At 62.5% G+C, this 23,253-nt stretch carries 23 protein-coding genes; 13 read left to right on the top strand and 10 right to left on the bottom strand.

Translation table 11 applies throughout. The features are described 5' to 3' along the window. Positions 1-8: 8 nt before the first annotated feature. Both glcF and BTW08_RS03025 read left to right on the top strand, forming a co-directional pair. Entirely contained in the window at positions 9-1,313 is a 1,305-nt protein-coding gene (glcF, locus tag BTW08_RS03030) for a glycolate oxidase subunit GlcF (RefSeq protein WP_075561045.1), read from the top strand. Between the two features lie 97 nt (positions 1,314-1,410). Further along, entirely contained in the window at positions 1,411-1,812 is a 402-nt protein-coding gene (locus tag BTW08_RS03025; protein ID WP_075561044.1) for a heme-binding protein, read from the top strand. Between the two features lie 35 nt (positions 1,813-1,847). On the opposite strand, the gene rluF is transcribed toward BTW08_RS03025, so the two are convergent. Next, the gene (gene rluF / locus BTW08_RS03020; protein ID WP_075561043.1) at positions 1,848-2,960 is read right to left on the bottom strand and encodes a 23S rRNA pseudouridine(2604) synthase RluF; all 1,113 of its coding nucleotides are present in this window, start codon (positions 2,958-2,960) and stop codon (positions 1,848-1,850) included. A 346-nt stretch (positions 2,961-3,306) separates the two neighbouring features. Here rluF and BTW08_RS03015 point away from each other — a divergent pair, with 346 nt between their 5' ends. After that, positions 3,307-4,299, top strand: a complete 993-nt coding sequence (locus tag BTW08_RS03015; RefSeq protein WP_075561042.1) for a tripartite tricarboxylate transporter substrate binding protein — start codon at positions 3,307-3,309, stop codon at positions 4,297-4,299. Positions 4,300-4,423: 124 nt separating this feature from the next. Here BTW08_RS03015 and BTW08_RS03010 read toward each other — a convergent pair whose 3' ends face one another. Further along, positions 4,424-5,089: a helix-turn-helix domain-containing protein gene (locus BTW08_RS03010; protein ID WP_075561041.1), complete on the bottom strand. Its 666-nt coding sequence runs from the start codon at positions 5,087-5,089 to the stop codon at positions 4,424-4,426. A gap of 146 nt (positions 5,090-5,235) precedes the next feature. Between BTW08_RS03010 and BTW08_RS03005 the strand changes: the two genes are divergently transcribed. Further along, positions 5,236-6,396 (top strand): CoA transferase, encoded by a 1,161-nt coding sequence (locus BTW08_RS03005; protein ID WP_075561040.1) that lies wholly within the window; start codon positions 5,236-5,238, stop codon positions 6,394-6,396. An 11-nt stretch (positions 6,397-6,407) separates the two neighbouring features. After that, positions 6,408-7,241, top strand: a complete 834-nt coding sequence (locus BTW08_RS03000) for a citryl-CoA lyase (RefSeq protein WP_075561039.1) — start codon at positions 6,408-6,410, stop codon at positions 7,239-7,241. Positions 7,242-7,265: 24 nt separating this feature from the next. Here BTW08_RS03000 and BTW08_RS02995 read toward each other — a convergent pair whose 3' ends face one another. Both BTW08_RS02995 and BTW08_RS02990 read right to left on the bottom strand, forming a co-directional pair. Then, positions 7,266-9,047 (bottom strand): NADPH-dependent assimilatory sulfite reductase hemoprotein subunit, encoded by a 1,782-nt coding sequence (locus BTW08_RS02995; protein WP_075561038.1) that lies wholly within the window; start codon positions 9,045-9,047, stop codon positions 7,266-7,268. A gap of 8 nt (positions 9,048-9,055) precedes the next feature. Further along, positions 9,056-10,855: an assimilatory sulfite reductase (NADPH) flavoprotein subunit gene (locus BTW08_RS02990; protein WP_075561037.1), complete on the bottom strand. Its 1,800-nt coding sequence runs from the start codon at positions 10,853-10,855 to the stop codon at positions 9,056-9,058. Between the two features lie 244 nt (positions 10,856-11,099). Between BTW08_RS02990 and BTW08_RS02985 the strand changes: the two genes are divergently transcribed. Then, a complete protein-coding gene (locus BTW08_RS02985; protein WP_075561036.1) occupies positions 11,100-11,789 on the top strand; it encodes a glutathione S-transferase family protein in 690 nt (229 codons plus the stop codon). A 145-nt stretch (positions 11,790-11,934) separates the two neighbouring features. Here the strand turns inward: BTW08_RS02985 and BTW08_RS02980 are convergent, their stop codons facing one another. Both BTW08_RS02980 and BTW08_RS02975 read right to left on the bottom strand, forming a co-directional pair. Next, the gene (locus tag BTW08_RS02980) at positions 11,935-12,714 is read right to left on the bottom strand and encodes an SDR family oxidoreductase (RefSeq protein ID WP_075561035.1); all 780 of its coding nucleotides are present in this window, start codon (positions 12,712-12,714) and stop codon (positions 11,935-11,937) included. Next, entirely contained in the window at positions 12,714-13,040 is a 327-nt protein-coding gene (locus BTW08_RS02975; RefSeq protein WP_075561034.1) for a nuclear transport factor 2 family protein, read from the bottom strand. The genes BTW08_RS02980 and BTW08_RS02975 overlap by 1 nt, the downstream gene beginning before the upstream one ends. 93 nt (positions 13,041-13,133) lie before the next feature. Between BTW08_RS02975 and BTW08_RS02970 the strand changes: the two genes are divergently transcribed. Then, on the top strand, positions 13,134-13,505 hold the full coding sequence (locus BTW08_RS02970; RefSeq protein ID WP_075561033.1) for a helix-turn-helix domain-containing protein: 372 nt from the start codon (positions 13,134-13,136) through the stop codon (positions 13,503-13,505). Positions 13,506-13,585: 80 nt separating this feature from the next. Here BTW08_RS02970 and BTW08_RS02965 read toward each other — a convergent pair whose 3' ends face one another. Together BTW08_RS02965 and BTW08_RS02960 are read right to left on the bottom strand one after the other, a co-directional pair. Next, positions 13,586-15,268 carry a DUF748 domain-containing protein gene (locus BTW08_RS02965; RefSeq protein ID WP_075561032.1) on the bottom strand — a complete coding sequence of 561 codons (1,683 nt, stop codon included), beginning with the start codon at positions 15,266-15,268 and terminating at the stop codon, positions 13,586-13,588. A gap of 60 nt (positions 15,269-15,328) precedes the next feature. Next, positions 15,329-15,853, bottom strand: a complete 525-nt coding sequence (locus tag BTW08_RS02960; protein WP_075561031.1) for a YgjV family protein — start codon at positions 15,851-15,853, stop codon at positions 15,329-15,331. Positions 15,854-16,131: 278 nt separating this feature from the next. Between BTW08_RS02960 and bioB the strand changes: the two genes are divergently transcribed. The 4 genes from bioB (at position 16,132) to BTW08_RS02945 (ending at position 19,204) form a co-directional block, all read left to right on the top strand. Continuing rightward, on the top strand, positions 16,132-17,199 hold the full coding sequence (bioB, locus tag BTW08_RS02955) for a biotin synthase BioB (protein WP_075561030.1): 1,068 nt from the start codon (positions 16,132-16,134) through the stop codon (positions 17,197-17,199). Further along, positions 17,196-17,348, top strand: coding sequence for a hypothetical protein (locus tag BTW08_RS19090; RefSeq protein WP_168170628.1), 153 nt, complete (start codon positions 17,196-17,198; stop codon positions 17,346-17,348). The genes bioB and BTW08_RS19090 overlap by 4 nt, the downstream gene beginning before the upstream one ends. A gap of 152 nt (positions 17,349-17,500) precedes the next feature. Further along, positions 17,501-18,316 carry an alpha/beta fold hydrolase gene (locus BTW08_RS02950; RefSeq protein ID WP_075561029.1) on the top strand — a complete coding sequence of 272 codons (816 nt, stop codon included), beginning with the start codon at positions 17,501-17,503 and terminating at the stop codon, positions 18,314-18,316. A gap of 162 nt (positions 18,317-18,478) precedes the next feature. After that, positions 18,479-19,204 (top strand): dienelactone hydrolase family protein, encoded by a 726-nt coding sequence (locus tag BTW08_RS02945; RefSeq protein ID WP_075561028.1) that lies wholly within the window; start codon positions 18,479-18,481, stop codon positions 19,202-19,204. A gap of 48 nt (positions 19,205-19,252) precedes the next feature. On the opposite strand, the gene BTW08_RS02940 is transcribed toward BTW08_RS02945, so the two are convergent. After that, the gene (locus tag BTW08_RS02940; RefSeq protein ID WP_075561027.1) at positions 19,253-20,206 is read right to left on the bottom strand and encodes a TIGR03571 family LLM class oxidoreductase; all 954 of its coding nucleotides are present in this window, start codon (positions 20,204-20,206) and stop codon (positions 19,253-19,255) included. Between the two features lie 180 nt (positions 20,207-20,386). Here BTW08_RS02940 and BTW08_RS02935 point away from each other — a divergent pair, with 180 nt between their 5' ends. After that, complete coding sequence (locus tag BTW08_RS02935) at positions 20,387-20,635, top strand: GlsB/YeaQ/YmgE family stress response membrane protein (RefSeq protein WP_075561026.1); 249 nt, start codon at positions 20,387-20,389, stop codon at positions 20,633-20,635. 318 nt (positions 20,636-20,953) lie between these two features. After that, on the top strand, positions 20,954-21,574 hold the full coding sequence (locus BTW08_RS02930) for a flavin reductase family protein (RefSeq protein WP_075561025.1): 621 nt from the start codon (positions 20,954-20,956) through the stop codon (positions 21,572-21,574). Positions 21,575-21,648: 74 nt separating this feature from the next. Here the strand turns inward: BTW08_RS02930 and BTW08_RS02925 are convergent, their stop codons facing one another. Further along, complete coding sequence (locus BTW08_RS02925) at positions 21,649-23,253, bottom strand: diguanylate cyclase (protein ID WP_075561024.1); 1,605 nt, start codon at positions 23,251-23,253, stop codon at positions 21,649-21,651.

Raw genomic sequence — 23,253 nt, 5'->3', positions numbered from 1 at the left:
TTTACCCCATGCAGACCCATTTCTCCGAAGCCGCCCGCACGAAGCCGCATATCGTCGAGGCCGATCGCATTCTGCGCACCTGCGTGCATTGCGGCTTCTGCAACGCGACCTGCCCGACCTATCAACTGCTAGGTGACGAGCGCGACGGCCCGCGCGGGCGCATCTACCTGATCAAGGAGCTGCTGGAGAGCGAAGACGGCGACGAACAGGTCACCCAGGAGACGCAGTTGCACCTGGACCGCTGCCTGAGCTGTCGCAGCTGCGAGACCACCTGCCCCTCCGGCGTCGAATATCACAAGCTGCTGGATATCGGGCGTGCCGAAATCGACCGCCGGGTCGGCCGCCGGCCCGGCGAGCGCGCCCTGCGCCTGGGCCTGCGCACGGCGCTGGTCGAACCCAAACGCTTCCAGGCCCTGCTGGCCCTGGGCCAGACGTTTCGCCCGCTGGCGCCGCACGATCTGCGCGACAAGATTCCGGCCCGCCAGCCGCCGCGGCAACCTCTTCGCCACCAACGCCCCGACCCTGCCCGCCACGCCCGCCAGATGCTGATCCTGGAAGGCTGCGTGCAGCCGGGACTGGCGCCAAACACCAACGACGCCACGGCGCGGGTGCTCGACCGGCTGGGTATCGGCGTCAAGCCGGCCCGGGAAGCCGGCTGCTGTGGCGCCATCGATTTTCATCTCAATGCCCAGGACGTCGGGCGCGAGCGCATGCGCGCCAATATCGATGCCTGGTGGTCGCTGATCGAGAGCACGGGTGAGGCGGGTACCGCCAGCGTGGAAGCGATCGTCCAGACCGCCAGCGGCTGTGGCGCCTTCGTCAAGGAGTATGGCGAAATGCTGGCCGACGACCCCGAGTACGCCACCAAGGCCAGACGTGTCAGCGAGCTGGCCAAGGATCTGGTCGAGATCCTGCGGGAAGAGGACCTGGAAGCGCTGGGAGAACGGCATCCGTCAGCGCGGCTGGCGTTTCACTGCCCGTGCACGCTTCAGCATGCGCAGAAACTGGGCGGTGCCGTCGAAACCGTACTCACACGGCTGGGATTCGCGCTGGCGCCGGTGCAGGATGGCCATCTCTGCTGCGGCTCCGCCGGGACCTATTCGATCACCCAACCGACTTTGGCCAAGCGGCTGCGCGACAACAAGATGGACGCACTGGAAGCGCAGGCGCCGGACACCATCGTCACCGCCAATATCGGCTGCCAGAGCCATCTCAACGGCGCCGGTCGGACACCGGTCCGTCACTGGATCGAACTGGTGGATGAATGCCTGGAGACCAGTGATTCAAGACGGACTGACCTAAGACCAAGCTGACTCAAGGGCGACCGGCTTTCGGTAGCCCGCAACGCGTACTCTTTCTACGTACGCTCTCTACGTACTCTCTCTACGCACTCTCTCGAAAGGACGACCGATGCTCACTAGATCCGCACTCGAACTCAACGACGTCAATGCCATTCTGGATGCCGCGCAGACCGAAGCCGAAGCTCAGGGCTGGGCAGTCACCATCGCCGTCGCCGATGACGGCGGCCACCTGCTCGGCCTGCGCCGCATGAATGGCGCCGCGCCGTTCAGCGCCGGCGTGGCGACCGAAAAGGCACGTAACGCGGCGACCGGGCGCAAGGAAACCCAGGTCTTCGAGGATATGATCAATAATGGGCGCACCGCCTTCGTGACCGCCCCGATGACGGCGCTGTTGGCTGGTGGGGTTCCGGTGATTCACGATGGCCACGTGATCGGCAGTGTCGGCGTTTCCGGGGTCAAGCCGGATCAGGACGTACAGGTCGCCAAGGCTGGCGTGAAAGCCATTAGTTAAAACCATCGCCTGGCGGGTCCTAACGGAATCGTTTCCTAACGCTTCTTGGAAGGCGCGTTCCTGGCACGACTGCCGGGGCCCGGCTTGCCTGAACGGTTCTTGCCGGCGGGTTTGGCGCTCGCCTTGCCTTTCGCGCCAGGTTTCCCCGCGCTGGACGCTTTGGCTTTGGGATGTGGCTTGCCCGCAGCACCGTTCTTGGGGCCGGGCCGCCCTTTGCCGTTGGCGGCGTTCTTGCCTCTGGGATGGGGCTTGGATGCGGCGGCTTTGCCGCCGGTTTTGGCCCCTGCCCCTGAATTCGCTTTTGCACCGGTTCTGGCACCAGGTTGCGCCGATTTCTGACGGTTTTTGGATGCCGGCGATTTTGTCTTGCCGGCACCCGAGCGAGAACCGGCGTCGGGCTTGGCGGGCCGCCTCTTCTCCGGCGCGGCGTCAGAACTTTCCGTCAACGCGATAATCGTATCAATCTCTTTTGGGGTGAGATCGCGCCAGTCACCCAGCGCCAAGCCCTTGAGCGAGACATTCATTATTCGAGTACGCACCAACTGAGTGACTTCGTAGCCGAAGTATTCACACATCCTGCGTATCTGGCGGTTGAGACCCTGGACCAGCGTGATGGTGAACACGAACGTCGATTCTTTCTGTACCTGACAACGCTTCGTCACCTTGCCCAGAATCGGCACGCCACGTTGCATCCCGTCGACGAATTCATCGGTGACCGGCTTGTTGACCGTCACCTGATACTCTTTCTCGTGATGATTGTTGGCGCGCAGGATCTTGTTGACCAGATCGCCGTTGTTGGTCAGGAAGATCAGCCCCTGGGAGTCCTTGTCGAGCCGGCCGATGGGGAAGATACGCGCGCCATGCTTGACGAACTCGACGATATTGTCCTTCTCGCTGGACTCGGTGGTGCTGACGATGCCCACCGGCTTATTCAGCGCGATCAGGATCAGATCCTCCTCTTCCTGAGGCTCGATATCCTGGCCGTTGACCTTGACCCGATCCCCCGCCACTACCTGGTCACCGGTCGTCGCTCGGCGACCGTTGATCCACACGTTGCCCTGCTCCACGAAGCGATCGGCTTCCCGACGAGAGCACATCCCGCTTTCGCTGATGTACTTGTTGATACGGATCGATTGTCGTAACGCCATAAAACACCGTTTCGCTGAAAAAGGGATGACCCAGCGTTCTCATCAAAACACCGAGCGAGCGCCAGCTCTTCCGACCACGGCTACACGCCAGGCTAGTTTGACGCTTCCTTCGCGGAGATAAAACCTGGGCTCGCCTTTATCGCCGTCGACTATCGCCTGTCCCGCTTCGCCGTCTCCGTGACTGACGGACGTCTCGCTGGGCTGAAAAGTTCTATCTGAAAGAACATTATAGCTTCTGACAGTATTCTTTAGTCGCAATTCAGGGCTTCGAGATTGACCCCGTTCCCGCGTCGGAATAATTTTCACTGTCGAAACAGGTTCTACAAAAGAGAATAATGGAGACGCCATGAAATTGCTGTCCTTGAAGCCATCCGCACTCTGCGCCGCGCTCGCGTTGGCAACGCTGTCCCTGTCGGCCCAGGCGGCCGGTCCGAGCGGCAAGATCGACTGTATCGCACCCGCCAATCCCGGCGGCGGCTGGGATTTCACCTGTCGCAGCGTGGGGCAGGTGCTGAGTGAAATCGGCGCCATCGACGGCAGCGTCCAGACCACCAACATGCCGGGGGCCAGCGGTGGGGTCGCGTTCTCCCACGTGGTGACCAAGCGCGCCGGCCAGAACGACGTCATCGTTTCGGCGTCTACCTCGACCACCACTCGCCTGGCCCAGCATCAGTTCCCCGGCATGAACGCCGACATGGTCAACTGGGCCGGCACCGTCGGCGCTGACTACGGGGTGATCGCGGTAAGCAAGGACTCACCCTACCAGACCCTCGAGGACTTGCTGGACGCGATGGAGAAGAAGCCTTCCAGCGTCAGTTTCGCCGGCGGCAGCGCCAGCGGCGGATGGGACCATCTCAAGGTTTTGATGATGGCTCGCGCCGACGGCATCAAACCGTTGAACAAGATCAAGTATCTGCCGTTCGACGGCGGCGGCGAGGCGATGACGCAGGTCGTCGGCGGCCATATCGACGCCTTCTCCGGCGACGCCTCGGAGATTCTCGGCTTCGTCGAATCCGGCGATTTACGCGTCCTGGCGGTTCTCGCCGATGGCCGCCTGCCCGGCGCCCTCAGCGAATTCCCCACTGCCAAGGAACAGGGCGTGGATGTCGAGGGCATCAACTGGCGCGGATTCTACCTGCCACCGAAGCTCTCCGACGAAGACGTTGCCTGGTGGGAAGATGCCCTGCACAAGGTCTATGAAAGTCAGGAATGGAAGGATGTCATGAAGCAGAACGGGTTGATTCCGTTCGATCGCAGTGGTGATGCCTTCAAGGATTATGTCCACCAGCAGATCGCCGATATCGAAACGATCTCCAGAGAGGTCGGCCTGATCCAGTAAGGTCGGCAATCGAAAACGGCCGGCTCGCCAGCGAGCCGGCCGTTGTTCTGGCGCTCTCCCGATCCACCGCCGGCTCCTGTCGAGTCTTGTAGGCTTTTCTCACGGACTGGCGATGCAGCGAGCGTCAGCTGGCACGTAGTGCACGGGGCCATTGCCGCTCGAGACGGGGCGCGTACTGGATCAGCAAAGGCGTATGGCGATCCTTGACCGCCGTCGTGAACCGCTCGCTGGGACCGGATAGCGCCAAGGCGCCCATCAACTCGCCCTCGCCGTTGTAGATACCGATCGCCGCCGCCGACAGGCCGGCCTGGCGCTCGCCGCTCGATACCGCGACCTGGCCCCGCGGGGTCTCGTAATTGAGCACCCGACCTGCCGCGCCGCGCCCCAGCGGCAGTCTTACGCCTTCCTCGAGATGGTGGCGCACCTCCAGCCGACCGTTTTCGCGCAGCCGACAGATGCGGTGATCGCCGTCACGCACATAGAAGGAGGCGGTCTCCTCGCTGGCATCACGCAACGATTCCAGAATCGGCCGCACCAGGTTCTCGAGCTGTGGCCCGTCCCCCGCCAGCGGGGCCAGGCGCGACACCGCCGGACCGACCCGATAGATGCCGCGCTCGTCACGAGTGACATAGCCGAAGTGTTCCAGCGACGACATCAGTCGCAGGATGGTGCTCTTGTAAAACCCGGTGGCATTGGCCAGCTCGGTCAGTGAAAACTCTCGCCGCTCCTGGGAGAACGCCTCGAGCAGAGTCAGTGCTCGCTCGACGGCCTCGACGCGCCGTTGGGCCATATGACGCTCCTTTCGATAATGGACATTCCGATCATGCAAATTCTGACTTGGACTAATGGCGAATGTTGCGACAGGCAAAACGCTATTGCAACCAACTCCTCGCAACCATATTCTCTCTGAAAGAATTCGTTTCATCAGGAGGAATGATGTCATCGCCGTTAACCGGTTACCGGGTACTCGATCTGACCAATGTGCTGGCCGGCCCGTTCTGCTGTCATCAGCTGGCCCATCTCGGTGCCGAGGTGATCAAGGTCGAGCGACCCCAGGGTGGCGATCTCGCCCGCCAGCTCGGCGCGGACCCGGCGCTCAACCGCGATCTGATGGGCGTCTCTTTTCTCGCCCAGAATGCCGGCAAGCGTTCGGTGACACTGGATTTCAAGCAGGCTGACGATCGCGAAGCCTTTCTCGAGCTGGTGGCGAGCGCCGATGTCGTGGTCGAGAATTTCCGTCCCGGCGTCATGCAACGTCTCGGCCTGGGCTACGAAACCCTGCGTCAGACCAACCCCGAGCTGGTCTACTGCGCGATTTCTGGCTTCGGCCAGGAAGGTCCTCTGGCCAACTATCCGGCCTACGACCAGATCATCCAGGGCATGGCGGGCGTGATGAGCATTACCGGCACGCCGGAGAACGCGCCCTACCGGGTCGGCTATCCGCTGGCGGATACCGTTGGCGGGCTGACGGCGGCAATGGCGATCAATGCAGCGCTGGCCGAGCGCCCCCGCAAGGCGCATTTCATCGACATCTCGATGCTCGAATCCGTGCTCGCCACCATGGGCTGGGCCGTTTCCAACCTACTGATCGCCGGCAAGCCACCCCAGCCAATGGGCAACGACAACGTCACGGCCAGCCCTTCCGGCACGTTCGCCACCGCTGACGGGCTGATCAACATCGCCGCCAACAAGCAGGAGCAGTTCGAGGCGATCTGCCATTTGCTGGAACGCCCCGAATGGTTAACGGATACGCGCTTTGCCCAGCGCCAGGCACGACTGGATAACCGCCAGGCGCTGAGCGACTGCATCGAGGTGGTGCTGAAACAGCAAACGACCGAGTACTGGTGGCCACGCTTGGTCGAAGCCGGCGTACCAGCCGGGCCCGTCTACAGCGTCGCGGAAGCCTTGGCCCACCCCCAGGTTCGCGACCGCGGTCTGATCGAGCGATTCGACGACACCTCGATCGGCCGACCGCTGGAAGTGGTCAGCGGCGGTTATCGCTTCGATGAACAGCCACCGCGCGTTGCTTCCCCCCCGCCGCGCCTGGGTCAGGACAACGCCACCCTCCTTCCCGCTCAAGCGGCTAACGACGAATAACGGAGAATCCCATGACCGACGCTCACACGCCCGAATACCAGGCCCAGCAGTGGTGGAAAACCGACATCATCGATATGCGCCCCGGCGAGATTCGCTATCGCGGCTACCCGATCGAGGAGTTGATCGGCAACGTCGGTTTCACCGACATGGTGTGGTTGATGACCCGAGGTGAACTGCCTGGCCGAGCGCAGGCCGCACTGCTGGAAGCGGCATTGATGAGCGCCGTCGATCACGGCCCGCAGGCCCCCAGCATAGCTATCGCGCGGATGGCGGTCACCTGCGGCAGCAGTCTCAACAACGCCATGGCCTCCGCCGTCAACGTGCTCGATGACGTTCACGGCGGCGCCGGCGAGCAGGCCGTCGAGCTGTATCAGTCGATACTCGAAAACCAGATCGGCGGACGCAAACTGGAAGCCGCCGTCGAGGAAGGTATCGCCACCTGGCAGCGCGAGCGAACCAAAATCATTCCCGGCTTCGGTCACCGCTTCCATCCTGTCGATCCGCGCGCGCCGAGGCTCCTGCAGCTGGTCGAGGAGGCCGCCGCTCGTGGCGAGGTGGATGGCAATTTCGTCGCCATCGCCCGTGAGGTCGAACGTCAGTTGGTCGCCATGAAGGGCAAACCGATTCCGCTCAACATCGACGGTGCCACCGCCGTCATCTATGCCGAACTGGGCTTTCCCGCCCCGCTGGCCCGCGGCCTGTTCTGCCTGTCGCGCTCGGTGGGCATCCTCGCCCACGCCTGGGAGCAAAAGTGTCAGGGCGGACGCAACAAGGGCCCGATGCCCAAGGGCTGGCTGTGGCCCTATGGCGGTCCGGCCAAGCGCCCGGTGCCGCACCGGGAGTAGTTTCCCCGCTCGATCGCGGCCCGCTCAGACTTCGTGAAATACGCGCCCTGCCGTGGTCGCGTTGATCACGCCGATGCGAATGACGAAGTCGCCGAAGGGTTCGTCGGCTTCGCGTTCGGCGGCGTAGCGCTGGATCAACGGTGTTAGTGTCTCGAGGATTGTCGCTTCGTCGATGTTCTCGCGGTGAAGCTTGTTCAGTCGTTGGCCGCTGAAGCCGCCGCCGAGATAGAGGTTGTAATGCCCCGGCGCCTTGCCGACGAAGCCGATCTCGGCCAGATACGGCCGCGCGCAGCCGTTGGGGCAGCCGGTCATGCGCACGATGATGGCGTCGTCGGCGAGCCCAGCCTCGCGCATCACGGCGTCGAGCTTGTCGATCAGCGACGGCAGATAGCGCTCGCTTTCCGCCATCGCCAGCCCGCAGGTCGGGAATGCCACGCAGGCCATGGCGTTACGCCGTAACGGAGACGTTACCGCGACCAGCCGATGACGGTCCAGTAGCGCGTCGATGGCCTCGCGCCGGGACTCGTCGACCTGGGTAATGATCACGTTCTGATTGGTGGTGAGCACCAGGTCGCCGTCGTGCTGCTCGGCGATCTCGCGCAGGCCGGTGCGCAGCTGCGGGCCATCGGGAAAGTCGGCGATGCGTCCGTTCTGGACGAATAGCCCATAGTGCCAAAGACCGTCGTCGCCCTGAATCCAGCCCAGCCGATCGCCGTTGTTGTCGAAGTGATAATCGCGCGCCGGTGCCAGCGCTTCGCCGAGGTGCCCTTCGACCTCGGCCTTGAACGCGTCGAGCCCCATCTCCTCGACGGTATATTTCAGTCGTGCCTGCTTGCGGTCGCGACGATTGCCGTTGTCGCGCTGCACCAGCATGATCGCTTCCGCCACGGCGGGCACGGCTTCCGGCGTGCAGTAGCCGATAGGATCGGAAAGGCGCGGGAAGGTCGTCGGTTCGCCGTGGGTCATGCCCATGCCGCCGCCGATGCAGACGGTGAAGCCGCGGAGCTCGCCGGGCTCGCCATTTTCCCCCTGCTGAACATCGGCAATGAAACCGACGTCGTGGGCAAACAGGTCGACATCGTTCTCCGGCGGAATCGCCAGCGCCACCTTGAACTTGCGCGGCAGATAATGGCGCGTGTAAAGCGGCTCCTGGGGATCGAGTGCCGGCGAATCACTTTCCGCCGGCGCATCCGTGCGTTCCTCGGCGCCGCCGGCGACACGCTCCTCACCCAGAAAGATCTCGTGATAGGCGCGGGTGCTGGGCAGCAACCGGGTGCTGATTTGATGACTCAGTTCGTAGACCTGGCGATGAACAGCGGAGCGATGCGGGTTGGCGGTGCAGATCACGTTGCGATTGACGTCGCCGCAGGCAGCGATGGTATCCACCATCGCCTGGTGGATCGTCTGCAGGTGCGGTCGCAGGTTCTCCTTGAGCACGCCGTGATACTGGAAAGTCTGCCGTGTGGTGATGCGCAGCGTGCCGTTGGCGTAACGCGAGGAGACGTCGTCGAGCGTCTGCCACTGGGCCGGCGTGACCAGACCGCCGGGCAGGCGCAAGCGCACCATGAAGCTGTAGAGCGGTTCGAGCTTCTGATGCCGGCGCTCGTCGCGCAGGTCGCGGTCGTCCTGCTGATAGAAGCCGTGAAACTTGGTCAGCTGGGTATCGTCCTCGGCGACGGCGCCGGTCGCGCGGTCGGCCAGACCCGCTTCCAGCGCCCCCCGCAGATAGTCGCTCTCCACCTTGAGCCGCTCGTTGGGATGCAGCTCATCCAGGGGTACGTCACGCAGTTTGGCGATGATGTCCATGTCGGCTCCTAATAGATGTCGCGCTGATACCGCTTCTCCTGCTGCATCTGGCGCAGATAATCGTCGGCGCCGGCTTCACCGTGCCCGCCCTGTTCGCGGATCACGTCGCGCAAGGCCTGATGCACGTCCGGCGCCATGAATTCGGCATCGCCACAGACATAGACATACGCCCCCGCTTCCAGCCAGGCGTAAAGCGTTTCGGCCTGTTCGCGCAGCCGGTCCTGAACGTAGACCTTGTCAGCCTGATCGCGGGAGAACGCGACGTCGAGTCGCGTGAGCAAGCCCCGCTGACGCCACTTGAGCCACTCCGTCTGATACAGGAAATCGCTACGGAAGCGTCGATCGCCGAAGAACAGCCAGTTGTCGCCGCCAGCGCCTCGCTCCTCGCGCTCCTGCAGGAAAGCGCGAAACGGGGCAACGCCGGTGCCGGGACCGATCATGATCAGCGGCGCCTCGTCATCGTCCGGCAGCTTGAACTGCTTGTTGCGGTCGATGTAGATCGGCACTCGGTCGCCGGGCTCGATGCGGTCCGCCAGATAACTCGTGGTCACGCCGTTGCGGGCCCGGCCGTGGGTTTCGTAACGCACCACGGCGACGGTGAGATGCACTTCGTCGGACGCCGCGGACTGGCTCGAGGCGATCGAGTAGAGCCGTGGCGGCAGCTTGCGCAGCGCCGCCGAAAACTGAGCGGCATCGATCCCCTCGACCGGGAACTGCTCGACCACGTCGACGATATGGCGTCCCTGCAGCCAGTCGCGCAGCTCGTCCCGGGCTTCTTCACCCAGCAGACGCTGGAGCTCCGGCGCTCGAGACCACTCCGCCCACTGTTTCAAAAACGGCCGCGTCAGCGTGGTCACCTCGAAATCTGTCAGCAGCGCGTCGCGCAGCACGCGCCCCTCCTCCAGCGGCGATTCGGCATCGAACTTGAGCATCTCGATCAGCTCATCGACGTGGCCAGGGTCGTTCTGCGGCACGACGCCGACGGCATCGCCCGGCAGATAGTCGAGCCCGGAATCTTCCAGCGACAGCTCGAGATGCAGGGTCTGCTTGTCCGAATCGCGCCCGTTGAGCGGCTGGCTGGTCAGCACCTCGGCCAGGAACGGATGCTTCTTGGAGTAACGCGGCTGACCGCCATGCGACGCGTCGGTTTCGGCGACCTGAGCCGGTGGCGGCGTGGCGAGGTCGCCGGACAACGACTCGAGCACCTCGTCGATCCAGGCCTCGGCCGTCTCTTCATAGTCCACGTCGCAGTCCGTCCGCTCGTGGATCGCTTCGCCGCCGAGCTCGGCCAGCCGGGCGGCGAACTCCTTGCCGGTCTGGCAGAAGTGTTCGTAGCTGGCGTCGCCCAGGCCCAGCACGGCGAAGCGCAGCCCCGCGAGTTTCGGCGCCTTGCGCCCCATCATCAGCTCGTGGAATTCGAGCGCCGGGTCGGGCGGATCGCCGTCGCCCTGGGTACTGACGACGACCAGCAATCGCTCGACCGCCTTTAACGTCTTCTTGCCGGCATCGGCCATGCTCGCCAGCGTGACGTCGAAGCCCTGGGCGCGGGCACGCTCGGCGGCCAGCTCGGCCACCCCTTCGGCATTGCCGGTCTGACTGCCGTAGAGCACGGTCAACGCGGCAGATGCCGCTGGCGCCGGCGCATCCCCGATCTGCGGCGATCCGGCGGCCTGGGCGTTGAGCCCGGACAGATAACCGCTCAGCCACTGACACTGGGAGGCATCCAGATCCGCCAGCGCCTGCTGCACGCGCCTGGCCTGATCGGCACTCAGGGGGCTATTGGTGTCGGTCAGCGAGTTGGGAGCCATCCATGACCTCTCGGCACATCCGGTAACCGATAAACCGGCAATTGAACGTAGTTGAACGAAATCGATTGGCTAAAGCCTAGTCGGTTAACCGCTGAGTGTTGGGGCGGGGTGACAGAATCAAAAAGTCCGATCGGCGCTGTCCTTATTCCATCGAACGATCAGCCGCTGTTCTTTCCGTCGAGCGAAACTTTGCGGAGTCGCCCCGACATCGCATACTCGGATTTTTCCTGACGCGGAGGCAACCATGGCCTATCGACTTTTCATCGCCAACAAGAACTACTCTTCCTGGTCGATGCGACCCTGGGTACTGCTGCGCGCGCTGGAGATCCCGTTCGAGGAGGTGCTGACGCCATTCGAAGGCGCCGGCAAGCAGCAGGCGTTCACGCGTTTTTCGCCTACGGCCAAGGTGCCCTGCCTGCACGATGGCGATCAGGTGGTGTGGGACTCACTAGCGATTGTGGAATATGTTGCCGAGGATCACCCGGCCGCGTGGCCCGGTAATCGTGCCGCCCGCGCCTGGGCGCGCTGCGCCAGCGCCGAGATGCACTCGGGCTTTGCCGCGATACGCGACGAGTGCTCGATGAACTGCTCGTTGACCATAGACCTGGACACGCCGAGTGAAGCGCTCGAAAAGGATCTGACCCGGCTCGAAGCGTTGTGGCAGGAAGGATTGGAGGCTTTCGGTGGGCCCTGGCTCGCCGGCGAGGCGTTCACCGCCGTGGATGCCATGTTCGCCCCGGTGGCGGTGCGTATCCGCGGCTACGGCATCGAACTCGGCCCCGATGCCATGGCCTACGCCGAGCGCCTGCTCACCCACCCCGCGGTGACCGAATGGGTTGAACAGGGCGTCGCCGAGCCGTGGATTGATGAACCGCATGAAGCCGACTGCATCAGGGGCCGGCGGGTCACCGAGGATCGGCGTCGGCCGGGCTGAGGCAAGCTTACGCCTCGTCACCAGCGATCGTGCATAATGCTCAGCCCATCGGCATGTCGGTCGCACATCGTTCAAAATACCTTCCTGCGCCTGGCTTACCAGCAGTTCGGCATGGCGCCGCGCCCGCACGTTATCAACTGCCGTCTCAAACGACGGGCACGGTACCACCATCGATCACGTATTCCGTTCCCGTGATGGTCGCCGCCAGCGGTGAAGACAAAAACGCGATCAAGTTGGCCACTTCAACCGGCTTAGAGGGGCGACCGATCGGAATGCCACCTAGCGCTTCCATGATGATCCGCTTGCCTCCTTCATAATCCGTGCCTGCCTGGTGGGCAAGCCGCTCGGCCAGGTCGACGGAAGCTGCTGTCTCTATCCAGCCCGGCGCTACCCTGACCACACGCACGCCTTGGGGTGACACTTCTTTTGATAAGCTCTTGCTATAAGTGGACAGCGCAGCCTTGGCCGCCGCGTAAGCCGTGGTCGACTCGGGCAGAGGTAGCTCACGCTGAATGGACGTCACGTGAATGACGACACCCTCACCCTGAGCCAGCATCCCCGGTAGCAAGGCGCGATCCAACCGCACGGCAGGGAACAGATTGAGATCGAGCTCCTTCCGCCACTCCGCTTCTCCAAGGGCCGCGAAGCCTCCACCGGGCGCCGACGAGCCACCCAGCACATGGATAATGATATCCACACCGCCCAAGCGCTCGTCGACCGCGTCAACCACCGCGGTGCATCCCTCGGCTGTCGTCAGATCGGCGGCAACGAACAGTTCATTGGGCAGAGCGACAGGGCAAATGCGTGCTGCTACTAGCACGTTCGCACCTTCGTGGCGAAACAGTGCGACGACCGCCTCACCGACGCCTTTACTACCGCCGGTAATGAGTACACGACGCCCATCCAAATTTAGATCCATGCCCATTAGTGAATCTCCAATGACCGGATTTTCGCATCGACGAGCTGGAAAGTGTGGTCGAGTCGAACCGGACTGCCGGGAAAAGTGCCGGTAACGGTCGCGTTAACGATTATGGTGTCGCCCTGTCGGGAGATGCTGACCGGTTCCACTCGATACGCAAACCTGTCGCGAGCTGCACGTAACCAGACATGAATGGCCTCTGCCCCCTGGTGAGTCTCTTCCTCGTCATTCACACAGGCATCCTGCGTAAAACAATCGTCGAGGCGGGCGTCATCTCCGCCGTTGCTGATACTGAAATAAGTGGCAATCGCGTGTGGCAGTGACAGACTCATGAGGTTATCTCTCTCGCAGGGGTTAATTTGCGAGAATCTTCTGCCCGGGCTTACGTATTATCAAGAACGCACTAAAAGGTAAGTGGCTTACCAATGAGAAAGATTTATACGCCCGATACTGCCGCGAGCGACGTGGAAGATGCACTGAAAATGCTGGAAGGGCGCTGGAAGCTGATTATTCTTTTCCACCTCTTCGATGGCAAAGTGCAGCGCTACTCGGACTTTGAAAAACTGATTTCGGGTATCTCTCAGAAAATGCTGGCTCAGCAGCTACGGCAACTGGAAGCGGATGGACTCGTGGCCCGAAAAGTCTATCCCCTTGTGCCACCGAAAGTGGAATACCGCCTTACGCCGTGGGGACAGACACTCTGTCCAGCGCTGGACGCCCTGCTGAAGTGGGCCGAGCAGAAAGATGGTTTCGGCAACTCTGTCCGGCAGGGCGATCAGGACGGCGCCACCACCTGACAATCAATAATAAAGCCGCCCGCAAATTGCGGCCTAACCTTGCCGGCCAATACCCAAACCGCCGCTCGTGGGCTATCCGCTCAATCGTCACCGCCCATCAGGGCCTGGAGGGAGTCGACCGGCGATGTCAGGATATTGCCTAATGACTCCGTGACCGCCTGCCACACCACCTCGCTCATATCCACCTGGGTGTTCCCATCGACGGTCGTCTCGATGGGAATATCCAGATTGATCACCCCTGACTTGGCCTGGAGCAGCCCGATCAGGTTTTTCAACGGCAGCGACGTCGCGTCCTGGTCAATCTCCTGGCCCAGGTTCAAATGCTTGAGAATGATGTGGTTCTGCGCGGTCAGGCGGCTGCCTTGCAAATGATAGTTGAGCTCGAGATCGGCGGTGCCATGGTCGATGCGGTAGCCGCCGAAGCGCCGGATATAGGGCGCGAACTGGGACAGCTCGAGTTGTTTGGTCGTCAGCCGCATGCGCGCGTCGAGCGGCTCGCCGAGATTGATATTCCCCTCGACCATCACCGGTGTGCCTTCGCTCTCCATGCCATCGAAGCGATAGTGCGCGGCTTGATCGCTACGCATATCCAACTGGGAAAGCTGACCGTTCAGCCCATCGACGTCGAGCGCAACGGTTGGCGACATGTGCCGATCCTCGAAATCGAACGTTCCTTGCTTGACCTCGAAACGCTTCAAAGCGAGCGCCATGCCGGCGTCGTCGTTGCGGTTTTGAGAGGCCCCGTTTCGGTTGGCGTCTTTCGAATCATTGCCCTCCTCTTGAGAGGCAAAGGCGGTCGTGAGATTGAACTGCCCGGCGTCATCGATCAGGGCCGTCAATCTGGGCGCGGTGAGCACCGAAGAATCGATCTCCAGGTGGTCGTCGAGGGCAAAATCGACGCCCTCGAACACGCCACGATCCAGAGAAAGCAACGGCTGATCCTGTGAGTCGACCGTTGCCAGATCGTCGAGTGACACCTTCCCTTGATAGGCGATCAAGGCGTTCGCCGCGGTACCGAAGCGAAGCTGACCGTCGAGATCGACCCGACCTTGATCAATTCGCGCCGGCATCCCCGCGGTCAACCAGGGGGCAATGGCGGAGGCCGCTACCTGCTGCGTCGTGATCGCGAGATCGCCGGTCAACGGCATCACCCCGAAACGCCCCTCGAGATCGATCTTCCCACCGCCGACCGTGCCAGAGGCTTGCCCCTGCATCGGCGAGTCGCCATCGCGCTGATAATCGTGCAGCGTCAGGCTCACGCCAGTTGCAGCGATGGAAGCGTCCTCGCCAGTCTCCCGATCCTGCCAGTCGATCTGGCCGTCGCTCGCGTCGATACGCTCGATAGTTAGCGATGAACCGTCATCGGACGAAGCGTCGCCCGAGGACGAGTCCGCGCCCAGTGTGGCCAGATTGAGCGGCCCGGATTGCGGCGATATCAGATGCAGGTTTGGCGAGTCGAGGTGTACCTCCGAGATATGAATGCCGGATTGCCACAACGTTGTCCATTCGACCGCGACCTCACCGGAGGCTATCTCGATCATGGGCATCTCGCCGTCGCCGACCCGCAGCGTCGAGAATCGAGCAGTGGCCGTGAACGGGTTGAAAGTCACCCGCTCGATCTTGACGGGCGTCCCCAGCGAGTCGGTGAAACGATTTTCCGCCCACTTCGTGAGCGCCCAGGGCCCGGCGAGAAAGACCAGCAATAGCACTACGACAATCAGAGCGAATACGCCGACCCAACGGCGGCGGGCAACAGTGGACATGGATACATTACCTTGTGTCGGCAGGGAGAATCATCGAGGCAGATGATTCGAGAATCGCCGTCAGCTAGTCTGAAGCTGGCGCTTCGCGCGGTAAATACGCCACATGGTGATCAGATTGGTGCCGAGCGCGATGAGTTCGGCAATGGCGCCGCCGATCGAACCGATGATCAGCGCGTTGGCGAGCCAGCTTAGCGCGACACCCGCCAGTAGCGCCCGCATCGGCAAGCCCCGCAACAGAAACATCGCCAGCGTGCCGAACACGGCGGCAAGCAGTGGGAAAATATCGTACCAGGACTGCCAGGTCGCGATGGCGACCGCCGCCGTTGCCGCCAGCACCAGCCACATGATCCCCTGGCGCCGCGGAAAGCGCCGCGCCAGCCAGATCCGGACGACCACCAGGCCCGACATGCCGGCCGCGACCGCCTCGCCGAACAGCAGGAAATGCACCGCGAAGGCCACATTGGCGAATATCAGATAAAGCAGCAGCCGGTCGTCCTGACGACTGGCAAATGCCGCGATGATGAAGCCGAGAGCGACGAACCCACCCAGTTGAGCGGCGATCCAGGTCGGGCTGTAAGCGTCCATGCGGCTCCTCATGTCCGGCCAGGATTGGCGCGAAAGTCCCCAAGCTTAGACGATTAGGGCCGTGAACAATGCCTCCGCATCATCTCGTTTTACAAATGCCATCGACTGCCAGCGCCTATTCCGAGCCCGGAACGAGCCCGGGACGATCTCAAGCCGTTCCATTATCTCGATGTCGTCTCGGTCACGATGGGCCTGTCAACGTAAAGCTTATTTGAAGTTCACATGCCCTCGTGACAACATCCAGTCAACCAACATTAAAATCAAAGTTGACTAACGATATGAGACCTTCTCGAACCTTTAGCGCTTCGCCGCGTCACGACTGGCAGCGAGACGAGATCCAGACGCTGCTGGAACGTCCGTTCAACGAGCTGCTATTCGAAGCGCAAGGCGTTCATCGCCAGCATTTCGATCCCAATGCGGTGCAGATCTCCACGCTGCTCTCGATCAAGACCGGCGCCTGTCCGGAGGACTGCAAGTACTGTCCGCAGTCCGGCCACTACAACACCGGCCTTCAGCGCGAGAAGCTGTTGCAGCTCGAAACCGTGCTCGAAGAAGCGCGCAAGGCCAAGGCCGTCGGTGCCAGCCGTTTCTGCATGGGCGCGGCATGGAAACACCCGAGCGCGAAAGACATGCCGCTGGTGCTGGAGATGGTCCGCGGCGTGCGTGCCTTGGGGCTCGAAACCTGCATGACGCTGGGCATGCTGAGTCGTGACCAGGCCGAACAGCTGGGAGAGGCCGGGCTCGATTACTACAACCACAACCTGGATACCTCGCCGGAGTACTACGGCGAGATCATCACCACGCGCACCTACGCCGACCGCCTGGAAACCCTCGACCACGTGCGTCAGTCCGGCATGAAGATCTGCAGCGGCGGCATTCTCGGCATGGGCGAAAGCGTTAACGATCGCGCCGGTTTGCTGCAGCAGCTCGCCAATCTGCCAGTGCATCCCGAGAGCGTGCCGATCAACATGCTGATCCGAATCCAGGGCACGCCGCTCGAACACGTCGAGGATCTCGACCCGATCGAATTCATCCGCACCATCGCCGTCGCTCGAATTCTGATGCCACATTCTCACGTGCGTCTGGCCGCCGGGCGCGAGCTGATGAGCGACGAAACCCAGGCGCTGGCGTTTTTTGCCGGGGCCAATTCGATCTTTTACGGCGAGAGACTGTTGACCGCGCAGAACCCGCAGGCAACGCACGATCGACGACTTTTCGAGCGTCTCGGCCTTCACCCCGAGACCCGTGAAGACGTCGACGACGACGCCCACGAAGCCGCCCTCCAGCAGCGCGTGACCCGGGCTCGGATCGATGCCATGGTCTCGGACGCGACGGCGCGGGCATGAGCACAGTATCCGCCGATTCGCTGGATACCGTGCTGGCGATCGGGCCGAGTTGGCGCGCGAGACAGGCCGGTCGGCTGAAGAGTCGGAAGGGCGGCAAGGAAGCCGCGGCGCTCACACTTTCCGCCGCGCTCGAAGGCGCCAGGCTCTGATGTAGCGCCATATGCCCGCCCAGCGCCCCCGCCGCGACATCGAGACTGCGCTTCACGCTCTCGCAGGCCCATACTCATGAAGAGATCGACCGGCTGTTGAGAGCGCTGTTCAAGACCGCGCGTCGGCTATCGTCCGCCAGGAGAATATTGGCATGAGCCCCCAAAGACTGCTGCTGTTACCCGGCTGGGCTCTCGGGCCCGCACCGCTGGAACCGCTGGCAGACGCCTTGCGCCAGCGGTTACCGGACTATCACGTCGAGTGTGTGCGCTATCCCGCCCTGACCAGCCACCGGCCGGAAAGTTGGGTCGCGGCGCTGGATCATCAATTACCTCAAGACGCCTGGCTGGCCGGCTGGTCTCTCGGCGGCATGCTGGCCACCTCGCTGGCCCAATGGCGTGGCCGGCGCGCGCGAGGCTTGATCACGCTGGGGGCCAACGCCAGTGTCGTCACCCGCTCGGGCTGGCCGGAAGCGATGACGGCGGAATCCGTGGGAGAGTTCCAGCGCGCCTTGCGAGCATCGCCTACCCGGACGTTCCGACGATTTGCCGAGTTGAGCGCCCAAGGTGGTCGGGATACACATCGGTTGGGTCGTCAACTGATGGAAGCCCTGGCCACGACGCCGCTGGACCAGGCGCTGGCCGGGCTGGGCGTGTTGTCGGCGCTGGATCTTCGCGAAGTGCTGGAGGCGCTGAAGATCCCGCAGTTGCATCTTTTCGGCGACAGTGACGCGCTGGTGCCGGCAGCGGCACGTCAGGCCATTGCCGAACGTCTACCCGAGGCCGGCCGCACGGCGCTGATAGAGAGCGCGGGCCATGCCTTTCCGGTGGAACGCCCGGAGGAGACCGCCGATCTCATGGTGACGTTCATGATCTCGGCTGACGGCTCTCGACACGCCGCTGAAGGCTCTCGACACGCCGCTGACGGCTCTCGACATGTCGCTGAAGGCTCTCGAGGGCCGGGCTCATGACTGCCGCCCCAGGGACCCAGCCTTCGTCAGCCGCCAGCAAAGCCGCCTGACGCTGTATCGATGAAAGGCATCGCCCTCGTCTTTTACATTGCCTGCTAAACTCCTGTCTCGGGCTTCATTTCCACATCTCAAAGTTCCGTTGACCGCCCACAAGGAGAAATCATGTCTCATAGCGATTCCCAGACCCACATCAAGACCGAATGGATCGAGATCACCGCCGAAGACGGCAAGACGTTCAAGGCGTATCAGGCGCTGCCGCACAAGGGCAAAGGCCCCGGCATCGTGCTGATCCAAGAGATTTTCGGCGTCAATGGACACATGCGTGGTGTCGCCGAACAGTATGCGATGGATGGCTATAGCGTCATCGTGCCCGACATGTTCTGGCGCGATGAGCCCGGCGTGGAGCTTGGCTACGACGGTGACGACTGGAAAGAAGCCGTGGCTCACAAGCAGGCGCTGGACTACCCCACGGCGATCAGCGATCTGCGTGCGGCGACCAAGGCACTACGGGCAAGCCCCGTCTGCGATGGCCCGGTAGCGTCCGTGGGCTATTGCATGGGTGGCGTGCTCTCCTACCTCTGCGGTCTGGACGCCGGCGTCGACGCGGCGATCTGCTACTACGCCGGTGGTATCACCGAATATCTGCCGCGCGCCGATGAACTCAAGGTGCCGGCACAGTTCCACTTCGGCGCCGAGGACGACCACATTCCGCTCGAGCACGTCGAGCAGACCCGTCAGGCCTTCGCCGGCAACGACGATATCGAAGTCCACCTCTACGACGGTGCGGAACACGGCTTCAACTGCTGGGCACGGGCAAGCTACAACCAGCACGCCTCGGCACTGGCACACGGCCGCACACTGACGTTCCTGGCCAGCCACGCCCAGTAAGACCTTTACGCCACGGGTGACATCGTTTCAGCGCGAGTCCGAAAGGGTTCAGGAGCCGTGAAAGTGCGGCAGAACGTGGGCGGCCAGTTCCTCGATGATGGCATCGGCTGGCCGCTCCTCGAGACGTAGATTCAGAGAGACGTGATGAACGCCCATCTCTCTGAGTGCTTCGAGTCTTTGGATGAGCGCATCACGGCCAGTCCGGTAACCCAGATCGATCGGCGTCGCCGGTGCGCCAGCATTGGCGGCCAGATCGAGGCGCATCGCCTCTCCGAACCCGCGGAACTCGCCGGGCGCGCTCTGTTCGACGGCGGCGCGCCACATCCGATAGCGATCGAGCTGCTGCGCCGGCTCGCGATGATAGGTCATCCAGCCAATGGCGTTGCGGGCGATCCAGTTGACGCTCTGACCGCCCGAGCCGACCGCCAGCAGCGTCACCGGTTCCGGCGGCAACGGCCGCAGCTGGAAATCCGACGAATCCGTATCACGCCGATCCGGCACGACTTCCTGTGGCGTACTCAGCGCCTGTGCCACTACCTGCCAGTGATCCGCGAACAGGCGCCGCCGCTCGGCGACATCCTCACCGAAGGCGGCGAATTCCGGCGGCCGATCGCCGGCGCCCAGGCCGAGAATGAAGCGACCTTCCGATAGCGTGGCGATCGATGCCGCCGCCTTGGCGATATGCAGCGGATGCCGCAGCGTCAGCACGATGGCGCCGCTGATCAGGGCGATCTGCCGCGTTTCTACCGCCAGTGCACCCAGCCAGCTCCACGGATCCAAATGGCCAGTCGGATCGGGATAGTCGCGGCTATTGAGCGGCACGTCGCGAATCCACAAGGCGCGAAATCCGGCGGCGTCGGCGAGTCCTGCCAGGCGTCTCTGCTCGCTGACGTCGATCACCGCCTGATCGTTCGCCATTACCGGCAACGCCAAACCGATCGACAGCCGGTTCGAGTTGAATACGCGCCCGACGATTCTGTTTTCGGCATCGCTGGATGACATGAACCCTCCTTCATGGGTCGAATGGTAGACCGGGACGCGCTGTCGTCATCAGTGATATCAGGCTGAGAAGACGATGATAGCGCCAATTCGGTGCTTGTCGTTTCCACCATCTACGACTAACTTCCAAAGGGCATGTCAGGAAGGCATGCTCAAACCACGAATTAAATAGGGACAGACGCCATGGGAATTCTTGCATGGATCATCTTTGGTCTGATCGCTGGCGCCATTGCCAAGCTGATCATGCCGGGTAAAGATCCGGGTGGCATCATCGTCACCATCATCATCGGTATTCTGGGTGCCGTCATTGGCGGCTGGATCGGTACCGCGCTGGGCTTCGGTGACGTGTCCGGTTTCAATATCGGCAGCTTCGTGATCGCGGTTATCGGTGCGATCGTGCTGCTGGTGATCTATCGCGTCGTTCGCAAATAACGATCGCTGCGTTTATCGGGCTCGACGGCTCCGGCCGTCGAGCCTGACGCTTTTCCATCCTGATTTCTCGATTTTCCCATGGCCCAGCAGCTCTTTCGCTGTCGCTGGTCAGTTGACACACCCCTCGTCACTCGCTGGCATCTGTCTGCACGTCGTCTTCTTGGGCAAAGTCCTGTAAGGCAAAGCCCTGTATGGCAAGTCCTTCAAGGCAAAGCCCGAAGCTCTGCATGACATAGCCCTGCGTAAACAGGCACCCGGTAATAAACTTCCACGCGATATCGTCTCGACATCTGTCACGTCTTTCAGGAATTCTTCGGCATGCCCAACAATGTACACTTCTACGAACCGAGCCTCGGCCACGGGCTACCCCACAATCCGTTCAAGGCGATCGTCGGCCCGCGACCGATCGGCTGGATCTCGTCGCAGGATCGCGATGGTCGGCTGAATTTGGCGCCCTATAGTTTTTTCAATGCTTTTGCCGACACACCACCGATCATCGGCTTCTCTAGCGCTGGCTATAAGGACAGCGTGCGCAATATCGAAGCGACTGGCGAGTTCTGCTGGCAGCTATCCACACAGACTCTTGCCGAGGCCATGAATCAGAGCTCGGCGTCGGTGGAGCCGGAGGTGAATGAGTTCGAATTGGCAGGCCTGACGCCCCGTCCATCTCGGGTCGTCGACGTACCGCATGTCGGAGAAGCGCAGGTCGTTTTCGAATGCCGGCTGACGCAATCGATCCGCCTCGAAGCGGCCAACGGCAAGACGATCGACAACTGGCTGGTGCTGGGGGAAGTGGTCGGCGTGCATATCGATCCGACGCTGTTGAGCGACGGCGTCTACCAGACTGCCGCCGCGCGGCCGATTCTGCGCGGCGGCGGCCCTGCCGATTACTTCGAGATCAGCCCGGATCAAAACTTCAAGATGTCCCGGCCCGGCTAGCGGTATCTTGCCAGGAACCGGATCTCGACCAGGAGCCGGATCTCGCCAGTAACCGGGCTCGCCGGAAACCCGCGTCAGTCGGCGTTGGCGACGCTGGCATCGCCGTAGAACCGCCAGGTATTGCGCCCGGCGCGCTTGGCGGCGTACATCGCCATATCCGAGAACTGCACCGTCTGCTGGGGGTCGTCGGCATCCACCCCTAGCAGCGCGATACCGATACTGACTCCGACGGTCACTTCGACGCCGTCGTCCGCCTGCAGCGGCGTGCGGAGACGCTCGAGAAAACGCGTCAGGATCGATTCGATCTCGTCACGCTCGCTACACCCTTCCAGCAGCACGACGAACTCGTCGCCGCCGAGACGGGCCACGTAGTCGCGCTGCCGTACCAGGTCCGCCAGAATGGCACCGACATGGTTCAAGGCACGATCCCCGACCTGATGGCCGTAGGTGTCGTTGATCCGCTTGAAATGATCGAAGTCCAGCGTGATCAACGCGTGGCAGCGTTCGGGATACAGCCGATGATGGCGCGCCATCACCGCCAGCCGATGATCGAAGCCGCGACGGTTGCCGAGCCCGGTCAACGGATCGGTCATCGCCATCCGCTCGGCCGCGTCCGCTGCCTCCTTGCGCTCGGTGATATCGTGCGCCACCCCTTGCAGGCGCCCCGTCTCGAGGGGGCTCAGAATCAGGCTGACCCAGCGCTTCCGGTCGCCATCCTCCAGCGCCACCTCCCACTGTCGATCATGTCCGCCCTGATCATCGCCAATGACGAAGGATTGCGCCTCGCCGTCACCGTCGCTGACCAGCGAAGCGAACGCGACCGGATGGCGCTCCAGATTGGTCCCGCCGGGCATGCCGAAAAGGCGCCGAAACGCCGGGTTGGCGGACCGAATGAAACCGCCACCGTCGAGTTCGAAGATACCGGCTTCGACGTTATCGAAGATCGCCCGATAGCGGCGCTCCTCGACTTCCCGCTCGAGCCGAAGCCGGCGCTCTTCGCTCAGACTCTGGACCAGATTGTCGATCATCGCGTTGACGCTGATGACCAGCTGGCCGATCTCGTCATCGCGGTTGCCCTTCGGCGCCTGCAGCTGCTGGCCGGTTTCCGCCTCCAGCTCGCTCAGGCGATGCGACAGCCCGGTAATCGGACGGGTAACGAACCTCACCACGACCAATATGACGCAGAGCCCGATCCCCACCAGTTGCAGTAGCAACGCGCCGCCGATGAAATTCGAGGCCTGCGCCACCAGCTCGTCGATGTAGTCCTGATCGGGCTCGACCGTGATCTCGCATACCGAGGTGCCCGGCTCGAACGGCGAGAAAACGTCCCGAGTGACCGTGGCGGCATCGGGGTCACCCGGATTCGTTCGACCGCTGGCGAGTGTCGTGCCATCGGCAGCTTCGATCCTTGCGGCTCTGACGATGTTATTGCTGAGCAGACCGTCGGTGACCTCCTGAGCCAGATGACGATCGCCCAGAAAACAGCCGATCTGCGCGGTACGCTCGACCGTGGTCAGCAGCTCCTGGATTCGCGACTGCTGCTCCCGCTGGACACTCTCGGCACGCAGATAAACCGCCAGCGCCAGGAAGACCACGCCCAGCAACGTGACGATGAGCAGGATGATCGCCGTCGTGCGTAGTGCCAGTCGGGTATGCAGCAGCAGCAGTAAACGAGGCAT

Source organism: Salinicola sp. MH3R3-1 (assembly GCF_001937155.1).
GTDB classification, from domain to species: domain Bacteria; phylum Pseudomonadota; class Gammaproteobacteria; order Pseudomonadales; family Halomonadaceae; genus Salinicola; species Salinicola halophyticus.
This window is presented reverse-complemented; position numbering and strand designations above follow the sequence as displayed.